22 protein-coding genes and 1 pseudogene are annotated in these 21,767 nt (G+C 60.7%); 11 read left to right on the plus strand and 12 right to left on the minus strand.

Annotated elements, in window-relative coordinates; all coding sequences use genetic code 11:
• Positions 1-118: 118 nt before the first annotated feature.
• On the minus strand, positions 119-1,651 hold the full coding sequence (locus ACS5Q1_RS24515) for a YecA family protein (RefSeq protein WP_473100620.1): 1,533 nt from the start codon (positions 1,649-1,651) through the stop codon (positions 119-121).
• Positions 1,652-2,668: 1,017 nt separating this feature from the next.
• On the opposite strand from ACS5Q1_RS24515, the gene ACS5Q1_RS24520 reads away from it, so the two are divergent.
• The 3 genes from ACS5Q1_RS24520 (at position 2,669) to ACS5Q1_RS24530 (ending at position 4,037) form a co-directional block, all read left to right on the plus strand.
• Positions 2,669-2,878, plus strand: coding sequence for a cold-shock protein (locus tag ACS5Q1_RS24520; protein ID WP_473100621.1), 210 nt, complete (start codon positions 2,669-2,671; stop codon positions 2,876-2,878).
• A 330-nt stretch (positions 2,879-3,208) separates the two neighbouring features.
• Positions 3,209-3,445, plus strand: coding sequence for a hypothetical protein (locus ACS5Q1_RS24525; protein WP_473100622.1), 237 nt, complete (start codon positions 3,209-3,211; stop codon positions 3,443-3,445).
• 388 nt (positions 3,446-3,833) lie between these two features.
• Positions 3,834-4,037 (plus strand): hypothetical protein, encoded by a 204-nt coding sequence (locus tag ACS5Q1_RS24530; protein ID WP_202064316.1) that lies wholly within the window; start codon positions 3,834-3,836, stop codon positions 4,035-4,037.
• A gap of 1,129 nt (positions 4,038-5,166) precedes the next feature.
• On the opposite strand, the gene minD is transcribed toward ACS5Q1_RS24530, so the two are convergent.
• Positions 5,167-6,030, minus strand: a complete 864-nt coding sequence (gene minD / locus ACS5Q1_RS24535; protein WP_473100623.1) for a septum site-determining protein MinD — start codon at positions 6,028-6,030, stop codon at positions 5,167-5,169.
• 713 nt (positions 6,031-6,743) lie between these two features.
• Here minD and ACS5Q1_RS24540 point away from each other — a divergent pair.
• Positions 6,744-7,004 (plus strand): hypothetical protein, encoded by a 261-nt coding sequence (locus tag ACS5Q1_RS24540; RefSeq protein ID WP_473100624.1) that lies wholly within the window; start codon positions 6,744-6,746, stop codon positions 7,002-7,004.
• Between the two features lie 65 nt (positions 7,005-7,069).
• On the opposite strand, the gene ACS5Q1_RS24545 is transcribed toward ACS5Q1_RS24540, so the two are convergent.
• The 9 genes and pseudogenes from ACS5Q1_RS24545 to ACS5Q1_RS24585 form a co-directional block, all read right to left on the minus strand.
• On the minus strand, positions 7,070-7,285 hold the full coding sequence (locus ACS5Q1_RS24545; RefSeq protein ID WP_473100625.1) for a hypothetical protein: 216 nt from the start codon (positions 7,283-7,285) through the stop codon (positions 7,070-7,072).
• Between the two features lie 168 nt (positions 7,286-7,453).
• Positions 7,454-8,152 (minus strand): hypothetical protein, encoded by a 699-nt coding sequence (locus ACS5Q1_RS24550; protein ID WP_473100626.1) that lies wholly within the window; start codon positions 8,150-8,152, stop codon positions 7,454-7,456.
• A 300-nt stretch (positions 8,153-8,452) separates the two neighbouring features.
• Positions 8,453-8,584 carry a hypothetical protein gene (locus ACS5Q1_RS24555; protein WP_473100627.1) on the minus strand — a complete coding sequence of 44 codons (132 nt, stop codon included), beginning with the start codon at positions 8,582-8,584 and terminating at the stop codon, positions 8,453-8,455.
• Between the two features lie 418 nt (positions 8,585-9,002).
• Positions 9,003-9,230, minus strand: a complete 228-nt coding sequence (locus tag ACS5Q1_RS24560) for a hypothetical protein (RefSeq protein WP_473100628.1) — start codon at positions 9,228-9,230, stop codon at positions 9,003-9,005.
• A gap of 393 nt (positions 9,231-9,623) precedes the next feature.
• Positions 9,624-10,568, minus strand: coding sequence for a pirin family protein (locus tag ACS5Q1_RS24565; RefSeq protein WP_473100629.1), 945 nt, complete (start codon positions 10,566-10,568; stop codon positions 9,624-9,626).
• Between the two features lie 490 nt (positions 10,569-11,058).
• Positions 11,059-11,304 (minus strand): hypothetical protein, encoded by a 246-nt coding sequence (locus ACS5Q1_RS24570; protein WP_473100630.1) that lies wholly within the window; start codon positions 11,302-11,304, stop codon positions 11,059-11,061.
• A 135-nt stretch (positions 11,305-11,439) separates the two neighbouring features.
• Complete coding sequence (locus ACS5Q1_RS24575; RefSeq protein ID WP_473100631.1) at positions 11,440-12,390, minus strand: ring-cleaving dioxygenase; 951 nt, start codon at positions 12,388-12,390, stop codon at positions 11,440-11,442.
• Positions 12,391-12,439: 49 nt separating this feature from the next.
• Positions 12,440-13,061 (minus strand): annotated as a pseudogene (locus tag ACS5Q1_RS24580) (alpha/beta hydrolase).
• A 99-nt stretch (positions 13,062-13,160) separates the two neighbouring features.
• The gene (locus tag ACS5Q1_RS24585; RefSeq protein WP_473100632.1) at positions 13,161-14,093 is read right to left on the minus strand and encodes a ring-cleaving dioxygenase; all 933 of its coding nucleotides are present in this window, start codon (positions 14,091-14,093) and stop codon (positions 13,161-13,163) included.
• A gap of 190 nt (positions 14,094-14,283) precedes the next feature.
• Here ACS5Q1_RS24585 and ACS5Q1_RS24590 point away from each other — a divergent pair, with 190 nt between their 5' ends.
• From ACS5Q1_RS24590 to ACS5Q1_RS24615, 6 genes are all read left to right on the plus strand, one after another.
• Positions 14,284-14,721, plus strand: coding sequence for a DoxX family protein (locus ACS5Q1_RS24590; RefSeq protein ID WP_473100633.1), 438 nt, complete (start codon positions 14,284-14,286; stop codon positions 14,719-14,721).
• A gap of 70 nt (positions 14,722-14,791) precedes the next feature.
• Complete coding sequence (locus ACS5Q1_RS24595) at positions 14,792-15,745, plus strand: LysR family transcriptional regulator (RefSeq protein ID WP_473100634.1); 954 nt, start codon at positions 14,792-14,794, stop codon at positions 15,743-15,745.
• A 118-nt stretch (positions 15,746-15,863) separates the two neighbouring features.
• Positions 15,864-17,471: a sensor histidine kinase gene (locus ACS5Q1_RS24600; RefSeq protein ID WP_473100635.1), complete on the plus strand. Its 1,608-nt coding sequence runs from the start codon at positions 15,864-15,866 to the stop codon at positions 17,469-17,471.
• Entirely contained in the window at positions 17,468-18,094 is a 627-nt protein-coding gene (locus ACS5Q1_RS24605) for a response regulator transcription factor (protein ID WP_473100636.1), read from the plus strand. Before ACS5Q1_RS24600 ends, ACS5Q1_RS24605 begins: the two co-directional genes overlap by 4 nt.
• Positions 18,095-18,223: 129 nt before the next feature.
• Positions 18,224-18,628 (plus strand): response regulator transcription factor, encoded by a 405-nt coding sequence (locus ACS5Q1_RS24610; protein ID WP_473100637.1) that lies wholly within the window; start codon positions 18,224-18,226, stop codon positions 18,626-18,628.
• Positions 18,629-18,874: 246 nt separating this feature from the next.
• Entirely contained in the window at positions 18,875-19,798 is a 924-nt protein-coding gene (locus ACS5Q1_RS24615; RefSeq protein WP_473100638.1) for a helix-turn-helix domain-containing protein, read from the plus strand.
• Between the two features lie 144 nt (positions 19,799-19,942).
• Here ACS5Q1_RS24615 and ACS5Q1_RS24620 read toward each other — a convergent pair whose 3' ends face one another.
• Positions 19,943-20,884, minus strand: a complete 942-nt coding sequence (locus ACS5Q1_RS24620) for a VOC family protein (RefSeq protein WP_473100639.1) — start codon at positions 20,882-20,884, stop codon at positions 19,943-19,945.
• A gap of 198 nt (positions 20,885-21,082) precedes the next feature.
• Here ACS5Q1_RS24620 and ACS5Q1_RS24625 point away from each other — a divergent pair, with 198 nt between their 5' ends.
• Entirely contained in the window at positions 21,083-21,760 is a 678-nt protein-coding gene (locus tag ACS5Q1_RS24625; protein WP_473100668.1) for a hydrolase, read from the plus strand.
• Positions 21,761-21,767 lie beyond the last annotated feature (7 nt).

The raw sequence follows: 21,767 nt of genomic DNA on the forward strand, positions 1-21,767 counted from the left end.
GGCCGCTGCAGCCGCAGCACCAGTTCGATCAGCTCTTCCTTCGTCAGGCGCTGCAAATCAGTGCGATCCATGGCCCCATGGATTCAGGAATTGCGCCTGATGACAAGGGCGTGGGTAATTACCTAGGATCGGCCGCTGGACCTATCCATTCGAGCAGCAACTTGCGGTCGGTCTCCCGGTACGTCTCATAGAACCATTCATATAGATCTAAGGGGGTTTTGCTCTTCCTTGGTGGCCGTGTAACTTCGCCGAAGTATGCATGGGGAAATGCTTCATAATCTGCAATCTCGCCATCGGTTACAGGCGCAGTGTAGATGCGAGAGGTGCCGTCTGCTTCGATAATCGCATAATAGGCCTTTTTCTCTGAAGGCATCATCACGGCAGAAGTCACCTGTCCACGAACTATGCGACCTTCTTCATTTTCGAAGGCGATCAAGCTACCGATCTTGATGCGTTTGGTTCCCTCATAAGCTTCCGAGGGCATACGCCCGTCAAAGGTAGACGGGAAGCTCAGATAATTTAGGAGCGCGTCCGAGATGTGGTGCGCATCTATGTGGCGCTGCTTTCGACGGTATAACTCACTGAGGCTCACAGCATCGCGCCGTCCAAAATCACGAATCCCAAGACCGAACAACACGGCAGCGATACTAGGTGCCACATCCATTTGACGATGAAACGCTAAATTCGTGACAAAGACGTAGGCGAATTCACCATTCCGCAGTTCCCGCTCTTGGTACGAATCAAGCCGCTTGAACACAGCTTCGACCCAAGCTGGTTGATCTCCCTGGATATCAGTAGGATCTGCATTCAGATCGATGAAGATGAGACGCTCATCTGCCGCGGGTTTAGCAAGGGCATTGTTGAGGTGGGGAACTAGCCTCGACAAGGGTTTACTATCTGGTTTGGCGTCGCGCTCAGTTTTCCCAAGCAGCCCAGCAACCGATCGAGTCTTTGCTTCGACCCAGTACCGCTTCCCAGTATGATGCGATATAGCAGCAAACTCACAATGCTTCGATTTCCTGTCTGTCTCGTCCTCGAGAGTAAGGTCGAAGCCTGCACGAATCAGACTATTTGCCATCATCAGTTCATAGTAGGCCCCTTGGAACTGGCTGCGGTCTTTTAAACGAGCGACAAGCCGATGCTGAAGTTCCACATTGTGATCTAGCAAGTACAAGCTATAGGCTAGACCAAGATAGCAAGCCACAACTCCGGTAATCGGAGAAGAAAAAACATTACCTCCCGCATCTGCGTATCGGCGCTGGTGTTGCGAATACAATTCGTACCACTGAAGTATTGGATGTCGTTCCGGAAACGGCTTTTCCTGTTCGAACTTTCCCCATTCAGGACCCAGTACCTGAACTATGTAATGCGATAGAAAGTCCGAAAAGGTCTTCCATTTAGTGGAAGCGAAAATCTTATTGCGAACTGCGACAATGCGGTGCTTATTCAATTGAGCCGAGATTACTGGTTTGCCGCGACCCTGCTGCGAAACACGAATTGCCTCATCTGCGAGTTGATGACGACGGAGCCCCTCCAGAAACTCTGTTGGAATTTGGCTTCTAGAAAAGCGTCGATTGATACCGCTACAGCATCGCTTGAATTTGATGCCACTTCCACACGAGCATGGCGCGTTGCGCCGAATCTTACTCATCGAAACTCTCGCGACGCGGTAAGCGCGCCTCCTTTAGACAGCCTGACTGCAGACGAGCATACAGTAGGCCTGCGCAAGTTTGCCACTGTGGTCAAACGCAAACAGAAACAATTGAGACTGATCGCAGGTTCGCCACACCTAAGCCCTTGCTATTGCTCAGCTACGGCCATTCTGCCGGGACTCGAATCTGGAGCAATCGTTGCCCATCCTGCGGCAAGCGGATCCGATCATGCCTGATTCTCAGATTGTAGAGCTGCCCATCCAGAGCATAGTGGGCGCGGCAGGCCGGCCCGGCAAGTGGGTCTGGTTGGCAGGGCTTCACGCCTTTCGTTTTAAAGGGCAACTCCGTGGCAGAGCTTAGCTGCCATAGGATAAGATGCAAGTGGGTTTCGAATCTGCGGGCGAAAGGGTGAGCGTGATGATGGCGGACGGGCCGAACGAGGGTGCTCCGAGAACGAAAACTGTAAAATGCATGTAAAACAGCTTTACCGGTCTACACCTCAGAACCAGACTTCTCAATGATTTGCAGTGGCTGGGGGACCTGGATTCGGACCAAGACTAACGGAGTCAGAGTCTGCTGTTCGACTCTCAAGCCGGTGCCGGAAAAGCCATCACGGCCCATTCGGAAGTATATTGGGATGTAAGTCGCGTGGTGTGGACGTTGCGGTAGTAACCTAGGCTCCGGTGGGTGTAGGGCAGGTCATTCAGTCTCCGAGCGCAATCCTCTGTTTGTAACGGAATTCGCACTTCAGAAAAGGTTGTGGTGCAACGAGAGATCATTTCACATAACAAACATTTTGACAAGAAGTCCGTAACTGTTGCCGTGGCAGAGGCCTCGCACGGGAGGATTCCAAGCCGCAATTGGCGCTAGAGCAGTCGAAGCCGCGGCGGCCTCACGCTGGGCGCATGATGCAGGAGTTGCGTTACATCCAGCAGTAACCAAGTGCTTGACCTCTTGGCCGGACACGGCAGGATGACTTGGCGGAAGCGCACCTGACGGGACTTGAGGAATATTCAATGGCGACTGGCACTGTGAAGTGGTATAACGAGACGAAGGGCTATGGGTTCATTCAGCCAGATAGTGGCGGCAAGGATGTGTTCGTCCATGCCACAGCCCTGGAGCGGGCCGGCATGCGCGGCCTCGTGGAAGGCCAGAAGATCTCCTATGAGGTGGAAGCCGACCGCCGCACCGGCAAGGAGTCGGCAACCAACCTCCAGAAGGCTTGATTGAGCCTGTCATAGCGTCAGCTCAGTGCTGGCTCTCCAAGCCGCTCCTGACGGGGCGGCTTACTGTTTGGATTGGCCGCGGTATTCGGTGCCGAGCTAGGGCCTCAGCCTCATGTTCCAGAAGCAGCCTCGCCTGCTTCCGACCGGAGCTTCGCATCGTCCCAGTCGGCCAGGTCAGAGGCGAAGTTCTCAGTGTAGCCGATCCGCGCTACACCAGCGAAGCTGAGAGCACACAGGAACACACCGCGTTTGCAAGCCTTGGTAGTGAGACCGACAGCTCATACAATTTCCTGAGCCGTGCACGAACCGGAGGCACGCTTGGATATAGCCGTGACATCAACAGACGACGGCAGGGCCTGGACCCTGACGGACCTGCTCGGTCGCCCCATGGGCCGGATTACGGAAGCACCCGCCCAGCAGTTCACAATCCACCCAGATGGCCATGCTCTGGAGACTGTGGCCGACATTGAGCATGGCCCCTTCGCATCCCTTGATGCCGCCTTGGCGGCCATCGAGAGGCACACCCGGGGCGTCTGCCGGCACCATCCGGGCGAGGATCAACCATGATCGGAAGCAGCCCAAATCTCGCCCTGCTCCATGCTTGAGGAGAAGCCATGCGGATCCGTGTCGGCTGCGAGATGACCTACGAGCTCGGGCAAGTCACGCCCGCGGCCGCGATGCTGCCGACGTGCTGCTGACCCTCACTTTTGGTTCTGGCACCCTGGTCGACTTCCGCGTAACGACTGAGGAAGTGATTGGATCAGGCTTCTGAGTGCCTGGTGTTCGCACAATGTGGTCGGCGCCTGGGCCAGTTCGGTCGAGCGATTAGGCCCGTGTTGCTAGATCACGCAGGTAAGGGCCGTTTTGGCCGATTGCCCAGCCGATATCACCTGACGAGCACTGGCCTGAATTGAACGGCGCTGGTAAGCTGCTGCAGCAGAACGCGAGGTCCAGCATGACCCCCGAAGTCGAGCTGATCCGAGCCTTGGCGGAAGATCTGGCACTTGAGATCTTGGTCTCGTACACGCCAGAGGATTTTCAGCAGGCCGACTTCACCAGCTTAGGCAAAGCGGCTGTCTATCTGACACAACATGATGAGGGACCTGGTCCTGCGCTTGAGGAACTCATCAAGAAGGTGCAGCACGCCCAGGGGACATAAAACGCAGTCAAAGCAGAGAGCATGAGAATTGTGGGGCATCATGCAGCGTGTTGTATTGAATGCCTTTCGGTCAGGCGGTTGATCCGGCTCAGGATCGGCCTTCGACACCAGTCCTATCACCGCTGCCCCACAGATCCTTATGCTCCCCATCTGGCAGAAGACGGGCAAGACGATACGATTCAACTATCCCAGAAATGCAAATTTTATTGAACATTTTTATGGAACCTGAATCGGTGCGGCCGAGGCTTAAGGAATTGTCCTTGTTGAAGGATCTCTTACCAAGCCGCGGAGTGAAGGCGCCGCTTCCAGCGCTCGTGGCGCGGGAGTTGAGCAGCAGCTGCCTGACGCTTGGTTAGTCTGCGATGATCCGCTCGTTGCAATCTGTTCACGGGCGGAGGTTCAATCATTTGTGTCTCCGGTGCCGTCTCCGGCTGAGGCACAAGCGTGGGGTCTGCCTCCGGCTCAACTGTCTTGGAGGCCTTCTTCCGTGACCTTCGTGACTTCGCCTTTGCGCTCTCGGTCTCTTGAACCTGAACCTCAAGGGCAGGTGTCGCGGCTTCTTCAACGGGAGAAGCGTCCGTCAGCGATACGGCTGCCAGCATCACGGGAGTTCCTGCTGGCGCATCCGTCGCGCCTTCGGAGGCGATCGCATTCAGGTCGAATTTCATCTGGCCCTGATTGGGCTTTGATCTCGGAAAACTCTTGCGACGGATGGGCTCAACGGCCTCAGAGTTGCTCCGCACCGGCTCGAGGATGCTCGGCAGGATGCGTGGGGCAGGACATGGCTCAGACACCGCCTGGGGCTCTTCCTCCGGGAAGATCGTTGTGGCCTTCGCTGGCGTCAGCGCAAACAGGCGCCTCGATGGGAGTTGATGGCGCTGACCTTGAACGCGGGATTTCTTGATCTCAACAGAGAAAGGCTTCTGGTTCCGCTTCATCTCATACGCTGGTTATGAACTTGAGAGAGACTGGCCTAAGAGCTTGCTTGCAGCACGTCAACACCCACGCCGCATGTTGCTTCCTGATCTTGCGTCTGAACTCTTCGTGAACTTGGCAGGCTTCAGAATATATTCTGCACGATTGCTTCTCCCAGGCAGCATCAGGTCTCGTTCTTGTGAGAGGAGCAGGTTTATGCGGCTCGCCGGGTGAACAGCCTGTGCAACAGGCGAGGCTTGTCATTCGAGATAACAATCCGGGTACTCTCACCCTTCAGCCGTCGAGCCGCCTCACGGTAGGCTTGAGCCGGTGCACTGCCAGGGCTGCCCAGGGTCACTGGGGCTCCGACGTTTGAGCTGCGCAGCACCTCCCCACTCTCTGGGACGATGCCCAGCAACGGAATGGAGAGGATCTCCAACACGTTCTCTACCGTCATGATTTCACCGCGTCGGGCCCGCGATGGATCATAGCGAGTGAGAAGCAAATGCTTGTCGATGCGCTGTCCCCGTTCGGCCCTGACCGTCTTGGCATCGAGCATGCCGATGATGCGGTCGGCATCGCGGATCGAGGATACCTCGGGATTGACCACAACGACAGCCACATCCGCATGCCGCATCGCCAGGGTGGCTCCTTTTTCGATCCCGGCGGGACTATCGCAGATCACCCAGTCGAACTGCGCTCGCAACTCGGCGATGATGCTCGCGATCCCGTCCTCGGTCAGGCTGTCCTTGTCCCGGCTTTGCGACGCCGCCAGGAGAGCAAGCGTGTCGAGGCGCTTGTCTTGAATGAGCGCCTGCGCAAGCTTTGCTTCGCCTTTGATGACATTGATCAGATCGAACACCACGCGGCGCTCGGCGCCCATCACGAGGTCGAGATTGCGCAGACCGACGTCAAAGTCGACCACAACAACCTTCTGCCCGTTCTGTGCCAGCGCTGCCCCCAGGGCTGCCGTGGAGGTGGTCTTGCCGACCCCACCCTTGCCGGAGGTCACCACCAGCACCCTGCCCTGTCTGGGCTTGGTCTTCGCCTTGGTATGCTTTGGCCTTGGTTTCTTCATCGCTGGCATTTCTCCACAGAGACCGTGAGGAGGCACGGCACCCACGCAGGCACAAGCGAGATCGAGAGGCAGCACCACGGAGAGGCTGAAAGGTACTGGAGCCGTATCGGCCATGCCCCTCGTAAGCAGACCCATTCGGCGCCCCAGGTGGTTATCAGACCGTTAACAGATTGGGTCGGGGTACAGGGCAAGAGTGTGGATGCTTGTTAGCAATCGGTTAACCACCTTGCGGTGACCATGGTCTGACTGATCCCTCGGTTTCGGATCAGCCCTCTCCTCCAAAGCAGCCGGGGCGCGGATGGACCGCCTCGGTCTGCTCTTTGGGGGTGTGAGCGTCCCGGTGCAGTAACTGTCTCGTAACCACAATCTCAATCGTACTTGATCAAAACGGCAGGCCCAGCATTGGTCCTGGGCCTGCACGGGAGAGGACTGCCCATGACCATACTTGATCCGATCACCGGAAACCTCATCACGATTGACACGTCGAGCCGACCGCGCCGCTGAAGTTCCTGGGGCTCTGGAGGATGGTGATGAAACGATCCTCAGCACGCCGGGCGTGACGCTGGGTCGTTCAAGAGTTGACCTGCGGCCTCGAGTGGAAGTCAGGTTCGAGTCGTTTGGGAGCAGTGAATGGATCTATGGTTGCCCGTCGGATAGTAGATCGGTACGTAGAGAGTAGTGAGTGGCAACTACCTTTACTAAGAAGCTGACGCATGACGACACGACCAAGGCAAGAGGACGAGCCCGAGAAGACGGTTCAGGCCAGCACACCTCATCTTGACAAGCTTGAGAAGCTGGCCAGCGCAGCAGCGACGGCGGCCCAGGCACGGCAGTGGCGGGCGCGCAAGAATGGCCTGCAGGATCAGAGAGAGGCCTCGGAGGTGCGAAACCTCAATCATGATGCAGAGGCCCGAGCGCAAGCTGAAGCGGCCATGCAGCAGATGATGGCCAAGTCCAAAGGCAAGCGGCGTTAACGGAAGTACTCTGAGCCAAGGCGGCATTTCACCCCTGGCTCATCAGAGCGAATGATCCTGAGATCTCAGGCGACTCTGCTTGTGCTCCGAGCGGCTCTGGTTGCGGCAGCCGCGCTGGCTTGCTCGTGTAGACGGAGTTCGGCCAGTTGCTGCCGCAGGTCCTGATACAACGGACGGAAGGCGGGGCCGTGGTCTTCGACAATGTCCGCGAGAATGTGGACGGCGCGGACCAGCTTTTCCTCGGTGATCGGACCGCTGTCGCGGGAATGCCATTCGGTCATGGGCCGTCTCCTTGCGTGGAGCGGCCAGAGTGGGGCCAGGATCTTGATGACAGGTTAATCTTGCGTGAGGCTTGCCGAAGCGTCCACAGGTTGGCTCAAAGGTCAGTCCGGCCCTTCCACCGTTGGATCTCGGCTAACGACTCAAGCGGCCGAGGGGAGGCCCAGCGCTTAGGTCCGGCTCTTCTGCAGCGTGCGTTCCATCTCACGCATCATGGCCGCTTCGATGTCGGTCAGATCGACCTTGGTCCCTTGTGCGTTCGCTTGAGCTGGGGTTGCCACCTTCGCTTTGGTCTCTGAGTCCTGCTTTCCGGTCGGGCGATTGATTGCGATGCGTGTGCGAGCCTCGAAGCGGTTTTCTAAGGTGTCGAGCAGGCTGTCGAGAGCAGCATCGGAGAGCAGGACATCCGAAGCCTCGTTGATGCCCCTCAAAGCGAGAGCCTGATAGTTGAAGCGACCATCTGCTGTGACCTCGGGGCCGAACCAAGGCAGAGGATCGAAGCCCCTCGCTTCTTCAGCGTTGTCAAACTCGACCGTTACAAGATGCAGGCCCCGAGGCTGGAGGATCTGATCAATCAGGGCAGTGCGATTCCCAATCGGCAGCTTCGTCCGAGTGTAGTCGACCTCACCGGCACAGACATCGAGCAGCGCATGGGCATGCGCCACAGGGACTTCGGTCTGCTCCTCGACATCCCCATGAAGGCCAGCGGTCCTCAGGATCAGCAGAGCCCTGTTCTCCTCGAGCCGAACCCAGGAGGTGCGGTTCCTCTGCTCCGGGAAGAAGCCCTCGATCTGGCGCAGGCCACCTCTCTCCCGCTGAATGAGGCGGGCCAGGGAGGAGGCAAGGAGAAAGCGGCGGCGAATGGTCATGAAACCCTACGATCAAGAGCAATGAAACCTGCGTCTGACTCCGTACAGGCCACGCGACGATTGAGGCAAGCCAGGGCGAGTGCTTGAATGAGGCACTAGGTCAAAGGCTTCACCAGGTGTGGTTGCATCCGCGAGGTAACCTGCCTGCCCTGACAAAGAGAAGCGCCCCGCGCATGGCAGAGGCGTTTGAGTTCCAGGGAGGACCGATCCCCCAGCCGCTCCTCATGGACTGGATTAGAATGCCCGATGATCAGGGCTGTGGCCGTATCGCAAAGGGCACAGGTGCCAAAAGATGTGCCATCAGAGCCCGGCCAGCAGGAGGCTCAGGCCGATCAACGCCGCAAAGGAAACGACAAACCGGACGGCTGCTTGCGTGAACGTTGGCGTGGCAACAGGAGAAAAGTCAGGCGCTGCGACTTCTGTCTGCGGCATGGTGAATACCTTCAATAAATTCAGCTGGTACTGGAAAATTGGCGCAAGAGGCGATCAATCGTGCCGCTCGGCCGCAGCTCATCTGTCCGATTTGCGTGCTGATGTCTGTAGCCGACAGGACACACGGCTGGCCTTGATGCGGCTGATTGTGGGCGGTGTTGTTCCAGTTTCAGTGTAACGGCGAATTCCGGGACCGGGAGAGACCGAAGCGGCTCCGCAGATCTCTGCCCGGCTCATCCTTGGCCGCATCAGCGTGTTGGGCTGATGTTGCTCTTTGGCGCGGCTCGCGCATGTCGGAGTTCCGCCCACCGCTGACCTGCAATCGACTTGGTTCACGTGCAAGTCTATGAAGATCTCGTGCCTAAGGATGAGGACATCGTCGTGAGTGGCCAACGGCAGAAGATGATCGTTCGTCCCCTCACCTCCTCTCCGCAATCCGGCGCTTGATCAGCTTGTGCGCCTCCGCGATCAGGGTTTCGCGATCGGGTGCGAGCAGGATCGTCGGACGTTGCCCCTGCCGCGCCACGAAGGAAACCCAACCGGTTTGCGTCGGCCCTAACTGGATCCGATGTTCCAGGAACTGCACCTCCTCAATCAGGCCAGGGTCATGGAGAGCCTGAGAAGCCACATCGTGTTGGGTCATCATCGCTCAAGCCTCACATTTTGCACCACTGGCCTTTCAGACCTCTCGTTGAGAGCCTGGAGAAGGCGATGGCGCGGACGCAAACGAGACGAGTTCGGAGAAGTAGTGCTCCTTCACGAGCGCCAACGCTGTCCCGGACCCGCTGAGGATCACAGCGATATGCTCCTCATGGAGCCGAAAACCACCTTCGTTCCCGCCTATCATCAGGCGGCCGAGTAACGAAACGGATGCTCCCCTCAACGACAGCCTGATGGATGTTTGCTCACGATCACAGGCGATCCGGGCGTGCAAGGCCGGCGCGACTCCTTCCGCAGGTCGAGCCGACCCCACAGGCATGGAGGTCCTGTCACGCCATTACCGCCCTGATCGGATAGTCCCGGGCGTTACCGATTTGCGTCAGGGATAGCGGACCGGCGGTGGCGGCGGCTCGGGCAGCGGGATGAACTCGGCTTCGTCGCCAGGCACCGTGTCGAACCGGGCCGCCTTCCAGTCGGCCTTGGCCTGCTCGATGCGGTCCTGTCGCGACGAGACAAAGTTCCACCAGATGAAGCGGGGACCATCCATCGGCTCGCCACCCAGCATCATGAAGCGGGCATCGCTGCGCGCTCGGATCGTGATGCGGTCTCCTGGCCGAAACACTAGGAGCTGCCCGGGCGGGAATACGTCGCTGGAGATCTCGACCTCGCCTGAGACGGTATAGATCGCCCGCTCGTCGTAGTCCGGATCCAGCGGCACCGAGGATCCCGCCCGCGGCGCCACGTCGGCGTAGAACATCGGGCTCGACGTCTTCACCGGTGAGCTTGCACCGAGGATGGAGCCTGCGATGAGCCGGACCGTCTTGCCGTCGCCATCAAGCACCGGCATCTCGCCCGCATCGTAGTGCACAAAATCCGGCGTGGTCTCCTCGTCCCGGGCCGACAACGCCACCCAGCTCTGGATGCCGAAGAGCTTCGAGCCTGTCGTGCGCAGCTCCTGTGAGGTCCGCTCGGAATGAACGATGCCGCGCCCGGCGGTCATCCAGTTGAGCTCGCCCGGCCGGATCGGCAGCTCGGTCCCCAGCGAATCCCGGTGCATGATCTCGCCGTCGAACAGGTAGGTGACGGTCGAGAGGCCGATATGCGGATGAGGCCGCACATCCATGCCGGACCCGAGCAGGAACTCGGACGGGCCCATCTGGTCGAAGAAGATGAAGGGGCCGACCATCTGCCGCTGCGCGGAAGGAAGCGCCCGGCGCACCTCGAAGCTGCCGAGGTCGCGAGCACGAGGCACGATCACCGTCTCGATGGCGTCACAGGCGAGCTTGTCACCGGGTTTCGGATCTTCGGCGGGGTTCCAGCTCATCAGATCTTCTCCTTCCCTACTCAGGTGCAATTGTTGCGTCCGCTGTCTTCAACTGGGCACTTGACGGAACATAAGCCGGAATCATGCCTCCTCCCCTCGTTCGCTTAACCTCCAAACCCGCAAATGATGCTCGAGAGCGTCATCCGTATCAGCTGGAACGGTGGGGCCACTCCAGGCCGTCGACCCAAATGTAATGCCCGTTCCGTCCCGCCCGACAATTCTCCAGAAATGCAGTGAATGACTCCGCTCCTTGTGCCCCATTTCGGCGCGTGCTGCAGCCACTTCGGGCCGGGTCGCCTCCCGAAGCCGATAGCGCCGCGCTGGGTTGTCAGCGAACCACAAGTCGTCGGATGTCATGTTGCCTCCCACCATTCAAGCTCGGCGAGTGCTCCTGGTCGTACGTGCATTCTGTAAGCGCCTATGCCGGATAATGCCGGTCCAAACGCAGCATACACTCGCTTCAGCATCGTTACCTGCCGATGCCGGCGCATCAAACATTAGGCATGAGGACCATCACGTTCGGTCGTGCCAGTTGCCGTCTCAGATCGCTGCAATCCTGCGCCCGGAGCCCGTCGAGAAACTCCAGCCCCGCGTTTGCAGAGGAATTGAGGAGATGCACTTCCAAGCTCCCGCCCTGCAGTACGGCTGTCGCTGTCGTGACCAAACCCGTTGGTGTCTCGCGCTCGATTTTGGCTCCAAGGACGTCATCGCACTGAAGCCGAAGGATGAAACCCATTGCCATCTCCTAAGGTGGCTCGCAACGATCCAAAAAGAAGTCAGCTCACACCGTGACGGTGCCCGAGGGAACTCTAGCAGATGTTAGAGGCCCTCAGGCGTCCTTCAGACATGCGATGGCCCGATCCGGATCGCGTCAGACCAACGGCAGCAAGCCAGCCTCGATCTGCTGGCGCTGGTTTTCCAGGAACGGCGGCAGGGACAGCGTCTCGCCGAGCGTGTCCATGGACTCATCGGTGGCAAAGCCCGGCCCGTCGGTGGCGATCTCGAACAGGATCCCGTTCGGCTCGCGGAAGTACAGGCTGCGGAACCAGAATCGGTCGACCGGACCGCTCGTTGGCATGCGCACGTGGTTGAGCCGCTCCGCCCAGGCTTTGTAATCGGCATCGGGAATGCGGAAGGCGACGTGGTGGACACCCCCTGCCCCGGGCTGGGCGATCGGAAGGTTGGGCTCCACGGACACATGCAGCTCCGCCGCCGCCCCGCCCGGTCCTATCTGATAGACATGGGTGCGGGTTCCCTCGTTGCCCGGCGTGGCGTAGCCGCGAACGCGCGTCATGCCCATGATCTTCGTGAGCACGAGTTCAGTATAATGGAGATCGGGCACGCTGATGGTGATCGGCCCGAGGCCGCGGATCTGAGACTCGGCCGGGACGGGGCTGCGCTCCCACGGATGGGACGCCTCCCCCTGCTCACCATCATCGATCAGGCTCAGGCGCTGGCCCTCGAAATCCTCAAAATCGAGGGTCAGCCGGCCGTCGCGCTCTACGATGTCCGAATGGGTGACGCCCAGGCCCTGGAAGCGCTTCTTCCACCAGGCGAGCGTGTCTGCGCCGGCAACGCGCATGGCGGTGCGGGTAATGCTGTGGGTGCCGCGCTGCTCGCGTTCCACCGGCCAGTCGAAGAAGGTGATGTCGGTGCCGGGCGAGCCGCGCCCGTCGGCATAGAACAGATGGTAGGCGCTGACGTCGTCCTGGTTGACGGTCTTCTTCACGAGGCGCAGGCCGAGCGTTTTCGTATAGAAGGCGTGGTTGCGCGGCGCGTCGCCGGTGACGGCGGTGAGATGATGGATGCCGGTGAGTTGCATGATCGGTGCCCTTATCGGGCGGGCCCGCAAGCCCGCCCTCCAGAGTGCGTTAGAGTTGGTCGATCCAGGCCTTGGTGAGGGCCACGTCGGTCTGGGACAGCCCGTGGCCCGTCGGCAGCACGCGGTGCTCGATGGTGGCGCCGGCGCCCGTCAGCAGCGACGCGAGCCGCTTTGCATTCTCTGCCGGCACGATGGGATCCGAAGCCCCCGACAGGATCAGCACGGGCTTGCCGGTCAGATCGGCGACCGGCGAATCCTGGAGTGGCACCATGGCCCGCAGCAAGGCGGCGCCAGCCAGAGCCTCGGGCCGGAGCTGCAGCACGGCCGCGGCGATGTTGGCGCCGTTGGAGAAGCCCACCGCCCACCGGGGCGGCGAGACCGTAGGCCTCCTGCGCCTCGGCGATGAAGTCGGCGAGCTCGTGGGCGCGGCGGCGCACGTCCTCCTCGTCGAACACGCCCTCACACAGGCGGCGGAAGAAGCGCGGCATGCCGCCCTCCAGCACCTTGCCGCGGGGTGACAGGAGAGCCGACCCTGGCGAGATCATACTGCCGAGAGGCAGCAGGTCGTCCTCGTTGCCGCCGGTGCCGTGCAGCAGCAGAAGCGGCGGCTTACCGGGTTCGGTGGCCGGCTTGAAGCGGTGGATGAACGAGAGTTCGGTCGTGGTGGACATGATTGCCTCGATCAGGGGTTTGTCAGCCCTGGCAATGCGGAAAGGGAAAGGGTCCCTGTTGCCTGACTGAGCCAGGCAACAGGATGGATTGAGGTCGGGTCAGGCGACCTTCGGCAGGACCGCCCCGATCTTCTCGCGGTTCGGCTCCAGGAAGCGGGGCAGCTTCAGGGCCTGGCCGAGGGATTCGGCTGGCTCGTCGACCGCAAAGCCCGGGTCGTCCGTGGCGATCTCGAACAGCAGGCCGCCCGGTTCGCGGAAGTAGACCGCCCGGAAGTAGTCGCGGTCCTTCTGCTCCGTCGTGCGGGTGCCGTGGTTCTCGGCGAGCTTCTTGACCATCTCCGCCTGCACGGCATCGTTAGTCGCCCGGAAGGCGATGTGGTGGACCGTGCTAGCGCCCGGACGGCCGCGCAGGAAGCCACCCGCCTCACGCAGGTCGACGATACCGCCGAATGCCGTATCGCCCGCCTTGTAGCGGACCAGCGAACCCTCGCGGGCGATCTCACTGAAGCCGAACACGTCCGTCAGGATCGCGCCGGTCGGAGCGGCCTCGGGCACGAGCAGGCTGGCGCTGTGGAAACCGCGGATCGCATGCTCGGCCGGGATCTCGCCGGTGCTCCAGGCGGGCTCGCTCTCGATCCCGGGCACGGCGACCAGCGCCAGGCGCATGCCGTCGGGGTCCTTGAAGGCCAACACCGTCTCGCCGAAGCGCTTTTGCGGCACCTCATGGAGCACACCCTTTTCGATGAAGCGGTGCGTCCAGTAGCCGATGGAGCCCTCCGGCACGCGGAGGACAGTCTCCTGTGTCTCGCCGACGCCGAGCCGTCCTGGAGCGGCATGTTCCCACGGGAAGAAGGTCAGGATCGTGCCGGGCTGGCCGGCTTCGTCGCCGTAGTAGAGATGATAGGTGCCGGGATCATCGAAGTTGACGGTCTTCTTGACCAGGCGCAGCCCGAGAACGCGGGTATAGAAATCGAGGTTTCTTTGGGCCGGGCCTGCGATGGCGGTGATGTGGTGGATGCCGTTCTGACGCATTGTCATGTCCTCTGAGGGGGCGACCACCGCCCCGGTTGCTGCATCAGAGATACGCCTGTCCGGCCCAGACACCATGCGATTTCGATTGCACTCACGCAATATCAAGACTGCACGGCGACCGATTGCATTGCATAAAAGAAAGGATCAGCTTTGCCGCCATCGGACCAGATCTGGTCCAGGAGATAGACCCATGATCGATACTCGCCTTGCCCCTTACGGTGCTTTCACCTTGCGTGCTGCCCTCGGCATCATGTTCATTGCCCATGCCTACCTGAAGATCGCCGTCTTTACCGTGCCGGGCTTCGCTGGCTTCCTTGGCCAAGCTGGCTTCCCAAGCTTCCTCGCTTGGCCCATTATCCTGGCCGAATTGATCGGCGGTCTCGCCATCCTGACCGGCTTTTATGCCCGCCTGGTCTCGGTCGTGCTGCTGCCGGTCCTGCTCGGCGCCCTCCTTGTCCATTCCCCGAACGGCTGGGTCTTCAATGCCCCGAACGGTGGCTGGGAATACCCAGCATTCCTCGCCCTCGCGGCCATCGCTCACATTTTGATCGGTGACGGCGCCCTTGCCGTGAGGCCGGTTTTTCTCCCGACCGGCACCGCGGCTTCGCTTCGCCCCAAGATCAGCTAACCTGTTGCCCTTCACCCGGGCGGCCGGCACCTCTCCCGCGCGGCCGCCCACACGCGTACGATGGCTTGTCATGGTTGAACCTTTCAAGAACTTGGCTTGGGATGACTTCCGGCTGATCAAAGCCATCGCCGACGTACGCAGCCTGCCAGCTGCGGCGGCATTGCTTGGGGTGAACCACTCGACCGTCTTCCGCCGCCTCGGCCAGATCGAGGAGGCGCTCGGGGCCAAGCTCTTCGAGCGCCACCGCAGCGGCTACACCCTCACCACGGTCGGCGAGGAAATGGTCGCCTTGGCGCAACGCGTAGATGAGGACATCACCGCCTTCACCCGCAGGATCGCGGGGCGGGAGATCGCGCCCGCTGGCGAGCTCCGAGTGACGACCAACGACTCGCTCCTGATCCACCTGCTTACCCCTCTGTTCGTCAGATTTCGCAAGACGTGTCGGGACGTATGTCTCGATGTGGTTCTGGCCAATCAGGAACTGAACCTGTCCAAGCGCGATGCCGATGTGGCGATCCGCGCCACCGATCATCCGCCTGAGAATCTGGTCGGCCGCCGCGTCGCGACCATTGCCTGGGCGCTGTACGGTCGAGCGAACGACTTCCCCGACCCGCAAGCTATCGACCGAGAGAGTCTTTATGATCGTGACTGGGTGTCTCTCGGGGACAACCTGGCGACGCTCAAAGCGGTAAAATTCGTCCATGAGCACGTTTCGCCAGAGAGAATCGGCTACAAGGTCAACACGGTCCTCGGCCTAGCTGAGGCGGTCGAGCAGGGCCTCGGTATCAGTCACCTTCCCTGCTTCATCGGCGATGCACGGCCCGGACTCGTCCGCTTAGGCCCGCCTAACCCCGAATTCTCCGCAGGCCTCTGGCTTCTTACCCATCCTGATATGCGCCACTCACCGCGTGTCCGTGTGTTTCTCGACTTCATTGCAGAGGAAGTTGCCAAGCAACGCAAGCACATCGAAGGGCAAGTTCAGCGGCATCGGCCCATGAGCGAAGAGGCATACCAGACACCATGACGTTCGTGCTCAAGAGCAATCATCGGCGCAGTAAAGGCGAAACGCAGACGAAACGGACTGTTAGATCCGGCAGGCTGACGGCTTCAGGTGTCAGATGCTAAGCCGCATAGATGCACCGATGATTGACAGACAGGATAACTATCCATTCCTGCTATCGACGGCGCCGCCCAATCGCACCCAGAAGCGATTGGCCGGAGGCGTGCTCGCCGCCTTGTTAGGCGCTCTGCTGATCACGGCCCCCTTCGCCCGTATTCAGCTGACGGGTACCGAAATCCTGCTCCCGGCCTATGCGGCGGCGGACCTCCTTGTTGAACTGCTCACCTCGGCACTCCTACTGGCCTCGTTCTCGGTTCGGGACTCACGGGCCGTTCTCATTCTATCTTCTGGGTATCTCTTCTCGGGGCTGCTCGTCATCCCGTGGGCACTCACGTTTCCCGGTGTGTTCACGGCCTTCGGGTTGGACGCGAACATGCAAAGCACTGCCACGATCGCCGCGGTACGACGCCTGAGCTTTCCCTTGTTCGTACTCGCCTACGCCCTCATGAAGGATCGCGAAGCTTCCATCCGAAAACCGCAAGGCTCCATTCGCGCGGTTATCGTGGGCAGTGTTGCCCTGGTGGCTGGCCTCGCCTTCGGATTGGCCTCGATCATCATCCAGGCGGACGAGCTCCCGACCTTCATGAAAGATGCGAAAGACGTCGCCTCGTTATGGCGGTACGTTCCGGCCGCAGCGGTCTGCCTCTACCTGGCCGGGCTCATCTCCCTTTGGGTCCGCCGTCGCTCGACCCTCGATCTGTGGCTGATGGTCGTACTCTGCACGCTGCTCATCGAGCTCACCCTGCTTTCCTATCTGGGTGCCGGCACTCGCCTCAGCCTCGGCTGGTGGGCCGGAAGGTTCTGTGGGCTGGCCTCCGCCAGCATGGTTCTGCTAGTCCTGCTTTCGGAAACCACGACCTTGCAAGCTCGCCTCGCCCGTTCGGTTCATTCGGAGCGTCTCGCCCGCGAAAGCCGGCTGACCGCCATGGAGGCCCTGTCGGCCTCGATTGCCCACGAGATCAACCAACCTCTGGCCAGCATGATCACCAGCGCCAGTGCCGGCCTGCGATGGCTCGACAAGGAAACCCCACGGGTCAAGGAGGCACACGCCGCCTTGGAGCGGGTCGTGCGTGACGGCCATCGTGCCCGGACCGTCATCGACGGAATCAGGGATCTATTCAGGAAAGATACGCAGGTGCGTATGCCGCTCGACCTGAACCGTCTGATCAGGGACGTCCTGCAACGGAGCGAGGAAGAGGCCCGTTTCCATCGCGTCTCGATTGAAGCCGACCTCGACGGGAAACTGCCTCCGACCACCGGAAACCCGGTGCAGCTTCAGCAGGTCGTCGCGAACCTCGTTGCCAATGCAATCGATGCGATGGGTGCCGTGACAGACCGGCCGCGGGTCGTGTCTGTCACATCGCAGGCGAAGGAACCAGGAGAGATCCTGGTTTCGGTGAAGGACGCCGGTACGGGTTTGGATCCCAACCATAGGGACCGTATCTTTGAGCCGTTTTTCAGCACGAAGCCAGCCGGAATGGGAATGGGTCTCATGTTCAGCCGATCGATCGTCGAGAACCATGGCGGAAGGCTATGGGCGACCGACAATGTCCCGCACGGGGCCATCTTCCATTTCACCCTTCCAGGCAGCGATGTAGCAGATACGTCCAATAGCGAGCCAATCCGATGAGCCGAGACCAAGCCGTTGTTTTCATCGTCGATGACGATTCCTCCATGCGGGAAGCCATTGAAGACCTGCTCCGCTCGGTCGGTCACGAGGTGCAGGCATTCGAATCGATCCAGGCGTTTCTGGAAGGCCCGCGGCTCGATCTTCCCGGCTGCCTGATCCTCGACGTCAGACTTCCCGACACCAGCGGGCTCGAGTTCCAACGCGCGCAGGCCACATTCGACCTCCAGCTCCCGATCGTGTTCATCACCGCCCATGGTGATGTCCCGATGTCCGTGGCCGCGATGAAGGCAGGAGCCATCGAGTTTCTCGTCAAGCCATTCCGCGATCAGGATCTCCTCGACGCCGTTCACAAAGGGATCGCGCTCGACCGTCACCGCCGGGCAGCGGCCGCGATGCTCGCGGAGCTGCGGGAGCGTTTCGGCTCTCTGACTTCCCGAGAGCGGGAGATCATGGACTTTGTCGTCGCCGGCCAACTCAACAAGCAGATCGCCGGTGAGCTGGAGCTGAGCGAGATGACCGTGAAGGTCCATCGGGCCCAGGTGATGCGCAAGATGAATGCCAGGTCGCTGCCCGAACTTGTGCGGATGGCCGATACACTGAGCGCCGCTACCATAAAGGCGTAGACGGCCGCCACCACAGTTCAATTGATCTGGTCCGTCTGCTTTCGGCATTGCTGGGCCGGCACAGGAAGTCCTGCGCCGACGTCCCGGGCTCCGGTCACATGACCAGCCGAGACAAGGGAAGGTTTTGAAATGTCAGGCGACCTGCTGATCGCGATCGTTGACGACGACGACTCGACCCGCGAAGCCACTGTGGATCTGGTGCAGGCTGTGGGGTTCGCAGCGGCAGGATTTGCCTCCGCCGCCGAACTGCTCGCGTCAGAGAACCTCCGACAGATGGCCTGTTTGATCGCGGACGTGCGGATGCCCAGGATGGACGGGCTCGAGCTCTATCGTCACCTCGCCGGGTCCAGCACCCCGATCCCCACCATTCTGATGACCGCTCATCCTGAGGACGATACACGCGCCCGGGCGCTGGAGGCAGGAGTTCAATGCTACCTCGAGAAGCCACTCGAGGTTGGTCGATTGATCGCCTGTGTCCGTTCCGCTGTCGGGGAGCATGGCGGACAGGCAGGTCGCGTCCCTCAAAGGGAATGACTCCGGAACCTCAGTCACGAAAGGCAGGAGGCACTTTGCTCACCCAGGCAACACCGACATCAATCAAGACTTTGCTTACTCCTGATGATCACGCGTCGACGATTGATTTTCCAATCGCAGACATCGTTCGGAACTGAGCCGACCGATGATGTCGGATCGTCAGGATCTCCGTAATGCACGAACCCGAATGCAACGGAGGGCTCCTAAAGGAACTGCCGCGATCTCAGCGGATTGAAGCGGGCTAATATGGCGAGCGTTCAGGAAAACACACACTCCGGCCTGTTCGGTCACCGTCTCGGGCGCCACCTTGACATAGTCAGTCAGAGCATTCTGCAGGTCTCGAAGGGGGATCGACTTTCCCTCGCCGTGACGCGGCTGACCTGTATGCGCCAGGACAGGGACCTGACTGCCTCAATCGAACCCGAGGCTGCCTTCAACGTCACCTATCGGTTGAAGGATGTCGAAGAACACGAGTTCTGGTCCAATGGCCGCATGCGTTACGCTCGAGGCTTCGCGGCCGGAACGGTAAACGCGATCGACCTGTCGGAGGATCCTCGCAGCCGGGCTCGGGGTCCAGTTGACACCTTACAGTTCTACGTGCGCAAGGAGGCGCTGGACGATTTAGCCTATGAGCGTGGCGCCTCGCCGGTATCGACCCTGCGGGCTTTGCCCGATGCCTCGGATCCTATTCTGGGATCGATGTGCGGGCTACTCCTGTCGGCACCGCCCGAATTGGCTCAAACCAATCCACTTTTTGTCGATCAAGTGACGCTGAGTCTATTGACCTATTTCGCGGAAGGCTATGGGGGCGTGCATCTTCGCCCGCTTCCCGCCAATGGCAGTCTCGCATCCTGGCAGGAGCGTCGTGCCAAGGAGATCATGCACTCCCGTCTGGCAGCTCGTTTGACGATTGCCGACATAGCACGCGAATGCCGCCTCACGCCGAGTTACTTCGCCAAGGCCTTTCGCCGGACGACGGGTATGAGCCCACATCAGTACCTGACGCATGTTCGCGTGCAGGAGGCCAAGACCCTTCTCTTGTCCTCGGCCTTGCCCCTGACCGACATCGCGCTCATCTGCGGTTTCGGGGACCAGAGCTATTTCACGCGTGTGTTTACGCGTTGGGTTGGTGCGAGCCCCGGCGCCTGGCGCCGGTCGATGCTCCGGTAAATGCAGAAAATGCCCATCATGGTGATGCTGCAAGATGGTGATGCTGCAAGGCCGGCCGTGAGGCGATCTCGAGCTTGCGTGACTTGCTGAGGTCTCAGGACAAGTGCGGGTGGCCACAGATCTCCGCCTATCAGGCACCGGCACTTAGATGCCGGGGGTTGGAAGTGAAGGCAAAAGCCGCTGAAGCTCGTCCCGCCGCGCCTCGAGAGTGGGCGGCAGCCGCAAGCTTCTGCCCAGCGTCGCGACGCTTTCATCGACCTCGAAGCCTGGCCCGTCGGTCGCGATCTCCAGGAGGATACCGCAGGTCGAGCGGAAATTGACAGATCGATAATAGATTCGATCCTTGGGCCCTGTCGCGACGATCCCATACCGATCGCGGAGCGCTTGGACCAGAGCGTCCTGGTCGGCCGCGTCACGGGCGCGGAAAGCGGCATGATGCACGCTTCCGGCCCCGAGCTGGCCGCGGGCGAGGCGGCCGCTCTCGTCGAGCGTGATGGTGCCGCCCGCTCCGTCATGCGCCGCGAGACGAACGAGTTTGCCACTGTGACCTGTTTCGGCAAAGCCCAAGACGTCCCGAAACAGCTCGCCCAGCGGATCGGCCTCGCGCACCTTCAAGACGAGATCGTGCAGTCCCTGGAGCGCACAGGAAGGAGGGACTTCAGGATGTCGCCAGACTGGCGGCTGCGCGGGCCGGCCCGTTTCCACGAGAGCGAGCAAGGCGCCATCCGGATCCTCGAAGGTCAGGCAAGTCTCACCGAACCCGGTCTCGCCGACCCGATGGGAGACGTCCGCCGCCCCGAGGCGCCGCGTCCACCAGTCCAGCGAGCATGACGGAATCCGGAACGATGTCTGCCATGCTTCGCAAGCCCCGCGCCGCCCACGCGGGACGCGCTGCCAAGGGAACAGGGTGAACAGCGTGCCGGGCCGGCCGGTCTCGTCGCCGAGGCAGAGGTGGAACGTGCCGGGGTCCTGGTGGGACACCGTCCGCTTCACGAGCCTCATCCCGAGCAGGCGTGCGTAGAACCACCAGCTCCGCTCGGCGTCGCTCGAGATCAGCGTGACGTGATGTAGGCCGCGGCCGGCCATGGCGCCCCTCCGGTGCATCAATTCCTAGACTCTAAATGCACGGAGAATGGCTTGTCTTGCACTCTTTGGCGTTTTTCGGCTTTCCCCGTCACGAGAGAACCGGATTGTCCAACCGAGGCTCAGGGTGTCCAAGATTTCGAGGAGCGATGGCGCGATTGTCGTGCGGCAAGTCGCACCACAAGAGGACAAACTATGGCGATCAAGGCGTCTCCCACTCCCGGCTCGAAGCTCATCAACCCTACCGATCACGCGCTGATCCTGATCGACTTCCAGTCGCAGATGTCGTTTGCGACGAAGTCGATCGATGCCGTGAACCTGCGCAACAATGCGGCCTTGATTGCAGAAGCCGCAGCCGGCTTCAAGGTTCCGACAATTCTGACCACCGTTGCGGAGAAGAGCTTCTCGGGTCCCATGTTCTCCGAGATCACCGCGCCTTTCCCCGGCCAAAAGCTTCTCGACCGCACGTCGATGAACACCTGGGAGGATGCTGCTGTTATCGACGAGGTGAACCGGATCGGCAAGAGCCGCCTGGTCTTCGCCGGCCTCTGGACCTCTGTCTGCATCGTTGGACCGACGCTGTCGGCGCTCGATCAGGGCTTTGAGGTCTACATCATCACCGATGCCTGCGGCGACGTCTCGACCGAAGCACACGAGCGTGCCGTGGAACGCATGATCCAGGCCGGCGTCCGGCCGATGACCTCGCTGCAATACCTGCTCGAACTGCAGCGCGATTGGGCTCGCACCGAGACCTACGACATGACCACCGGCATCGCGAAGAAGTTCGGCGGTTCCTACGGCCTCGGCATCATCTACGCCAAGACCATGTTCGGCGCGAGCGAAGGCGCTCACGGCGCTTCGGTCGTCGCGGCCGAATAAGTCGCGG

It is taken from the genome of Microvirga sp. GN3 (assembly GCF_055792825.1).

What these genes read in the sequence shown, in the direction of transcription:
- ACS5Q1_RS24515 (WP_473100620.1), bottom strand. Translation starts at nt 1,651, where the DNA reads ATGAGTAAGATTCGGCGCAACGCGCCATGCTCGTGTGGAAGTGGCATC.
- ACS5Q1_RS24520 (WP_473100621.1), top strand. Translation starts at nt 2,669, where the DNA reads ATGGCGACTGGCACTGTGAAGTGGTATAACGAGACGAAGGGCTATGGG.
- ACS5Q1_RS24530 (WP_202064316.1), top strand. Translation starts at nt 3,834, where the DNA reads ATGACCCCCGAAGTCGAGCTGATCCGAGCCTTGGCGGAAGATCTGGCA.
- minD (WP_473100623.1), bottom strand. Translation starts at nt 6,030, where the DNA reads ATGAAGAAACCAAGGCCAAAGCATACCAAGGCGAAGACCAAGCCCAGA.
- ACS5Q1_RS24540 (WP_473100624.1), top strand. Translation starts at nt 6,744, where the DNA reads ATGACGACACGACCAAGGCAAGAGGACGAGCCCGAGAAGACGGTTCAG.
- ACS5Q1_RS24545 (WP_473100625.1), bottom strand. Translation starts at nt 7,285, where the DNA reads ATGACCGAATGGCATTCCCGCGACAGCGGTCCGATCACCGAGGAAAAG.
- ACS5Q1_RS24550 (WP_473100626.1), bottom strand. Translation starts at nt 8,152, where the DNA reads ATGACCATTCGCCGCCGCTTTCTCCTTGCCTCCTCCCTGGCCCGCCTC.
- ACS5Q1_RS24555 (WP_473100627.1), bottom strand. Translation starts at nt 8,584, where the DNA reads ATGCCGCAGACAGAAGTCGCAGCGCCTGACTTTTCTCCTGTTGCCACG.
- ACS5Q1_RS24560 (WP_473100628.1), bottom strand. Translation starts at nt 9,230, where the DNA reads ATGATGACCCAACACGATGTGGCTTCTCAGGCTCTCCATGACCCTGGC.
- ACS5Q1_RS24565 (WP_473100629.1), bottom strand. Translation starts at nt 10,568, where the DNA reads ATGAGCTGGAACCCCGCCGAAGATCCGAAACCCGGTGACAAGCTCGCC.
- ACS5Q1_RS24570 (WP_473100630.1), bottom strand. Translation starts at nt 11,304, where the DNA reads ATGGGTTTCATCCTTCGGCTTCAGTGCGATGACGTCCTTGGAGCCAAA.
- ACS5Q1_RS24575 (WP_473100631.1), bottom strand. Translation starts at nt 12,390, where the DNA reads ATGCAACTCACCGGCATCCATCATCTCACCGCCGTCACCGGCGACGCG.
- ACS5Q1_RS24585 (WP_473100632.1), bottom strand. Translation starts at nt 14,093, where the DNA reads ATGCGTCAGAACGGCATCCACCACATCACCGCCATCGCAGGCCCGGCC.
- ACS5Q1_RS24590 (WP_473100633.1), top strand. Translation starts at nt 14,284, where the DNA reads ATGATCGATACTCGCCTTGCCCCTTACGGTGCTTTCACCTTGCGTGCT.
- ACS5Q1_RS24595 (WP_473100634.1), top strand. Translation starts at nt 14,792, where the DNA reads ATGGTTGAACCTTTCAAGAACTTGGCTTGGGATGACTTCCGGCTGATC.
- ACS5Q1_RS24600 (WP_473100635.1), top strand. Translation starts at nt 15,864, where the DNA reads ATGATTGACAGACAGGATAACTATCCATTCCTGCTATCGACGGCGCCG.
- ACS5Q1_RS24605 (WP_473100636.1), top strand. Translation starts at nt 17,468, where the DNA reads ATGAGCCGAGACCAAGCCGTTGTTTTCATCGTCGATGACGATTCCTCC.
- ACS5Q1_RS24610 (WP_473100637.1), top strand. Translation starts at nt 18,224, where the DNA reads ATGTCAGGCGACCTGCTGATCGCGATCGTTGACGACGACGACTCGACC.
- ACS5Q1_RS24615 (WP_473100638.1), top strand. Translation starts at nt 18,875, where the DNA reads ATGGCGAGCGTTCAGGAAAACACACACTCCGGCCTGTTCGGTCACCGT.
- ACS5Q1_RS24620 (WP_473100639.1), bottom strand. Translation starts at nt 20,884, where the DNA reads ATGGCCGGCCGCGGCCTACATCACGTCACGCTGATCTCGAGCGACGCC.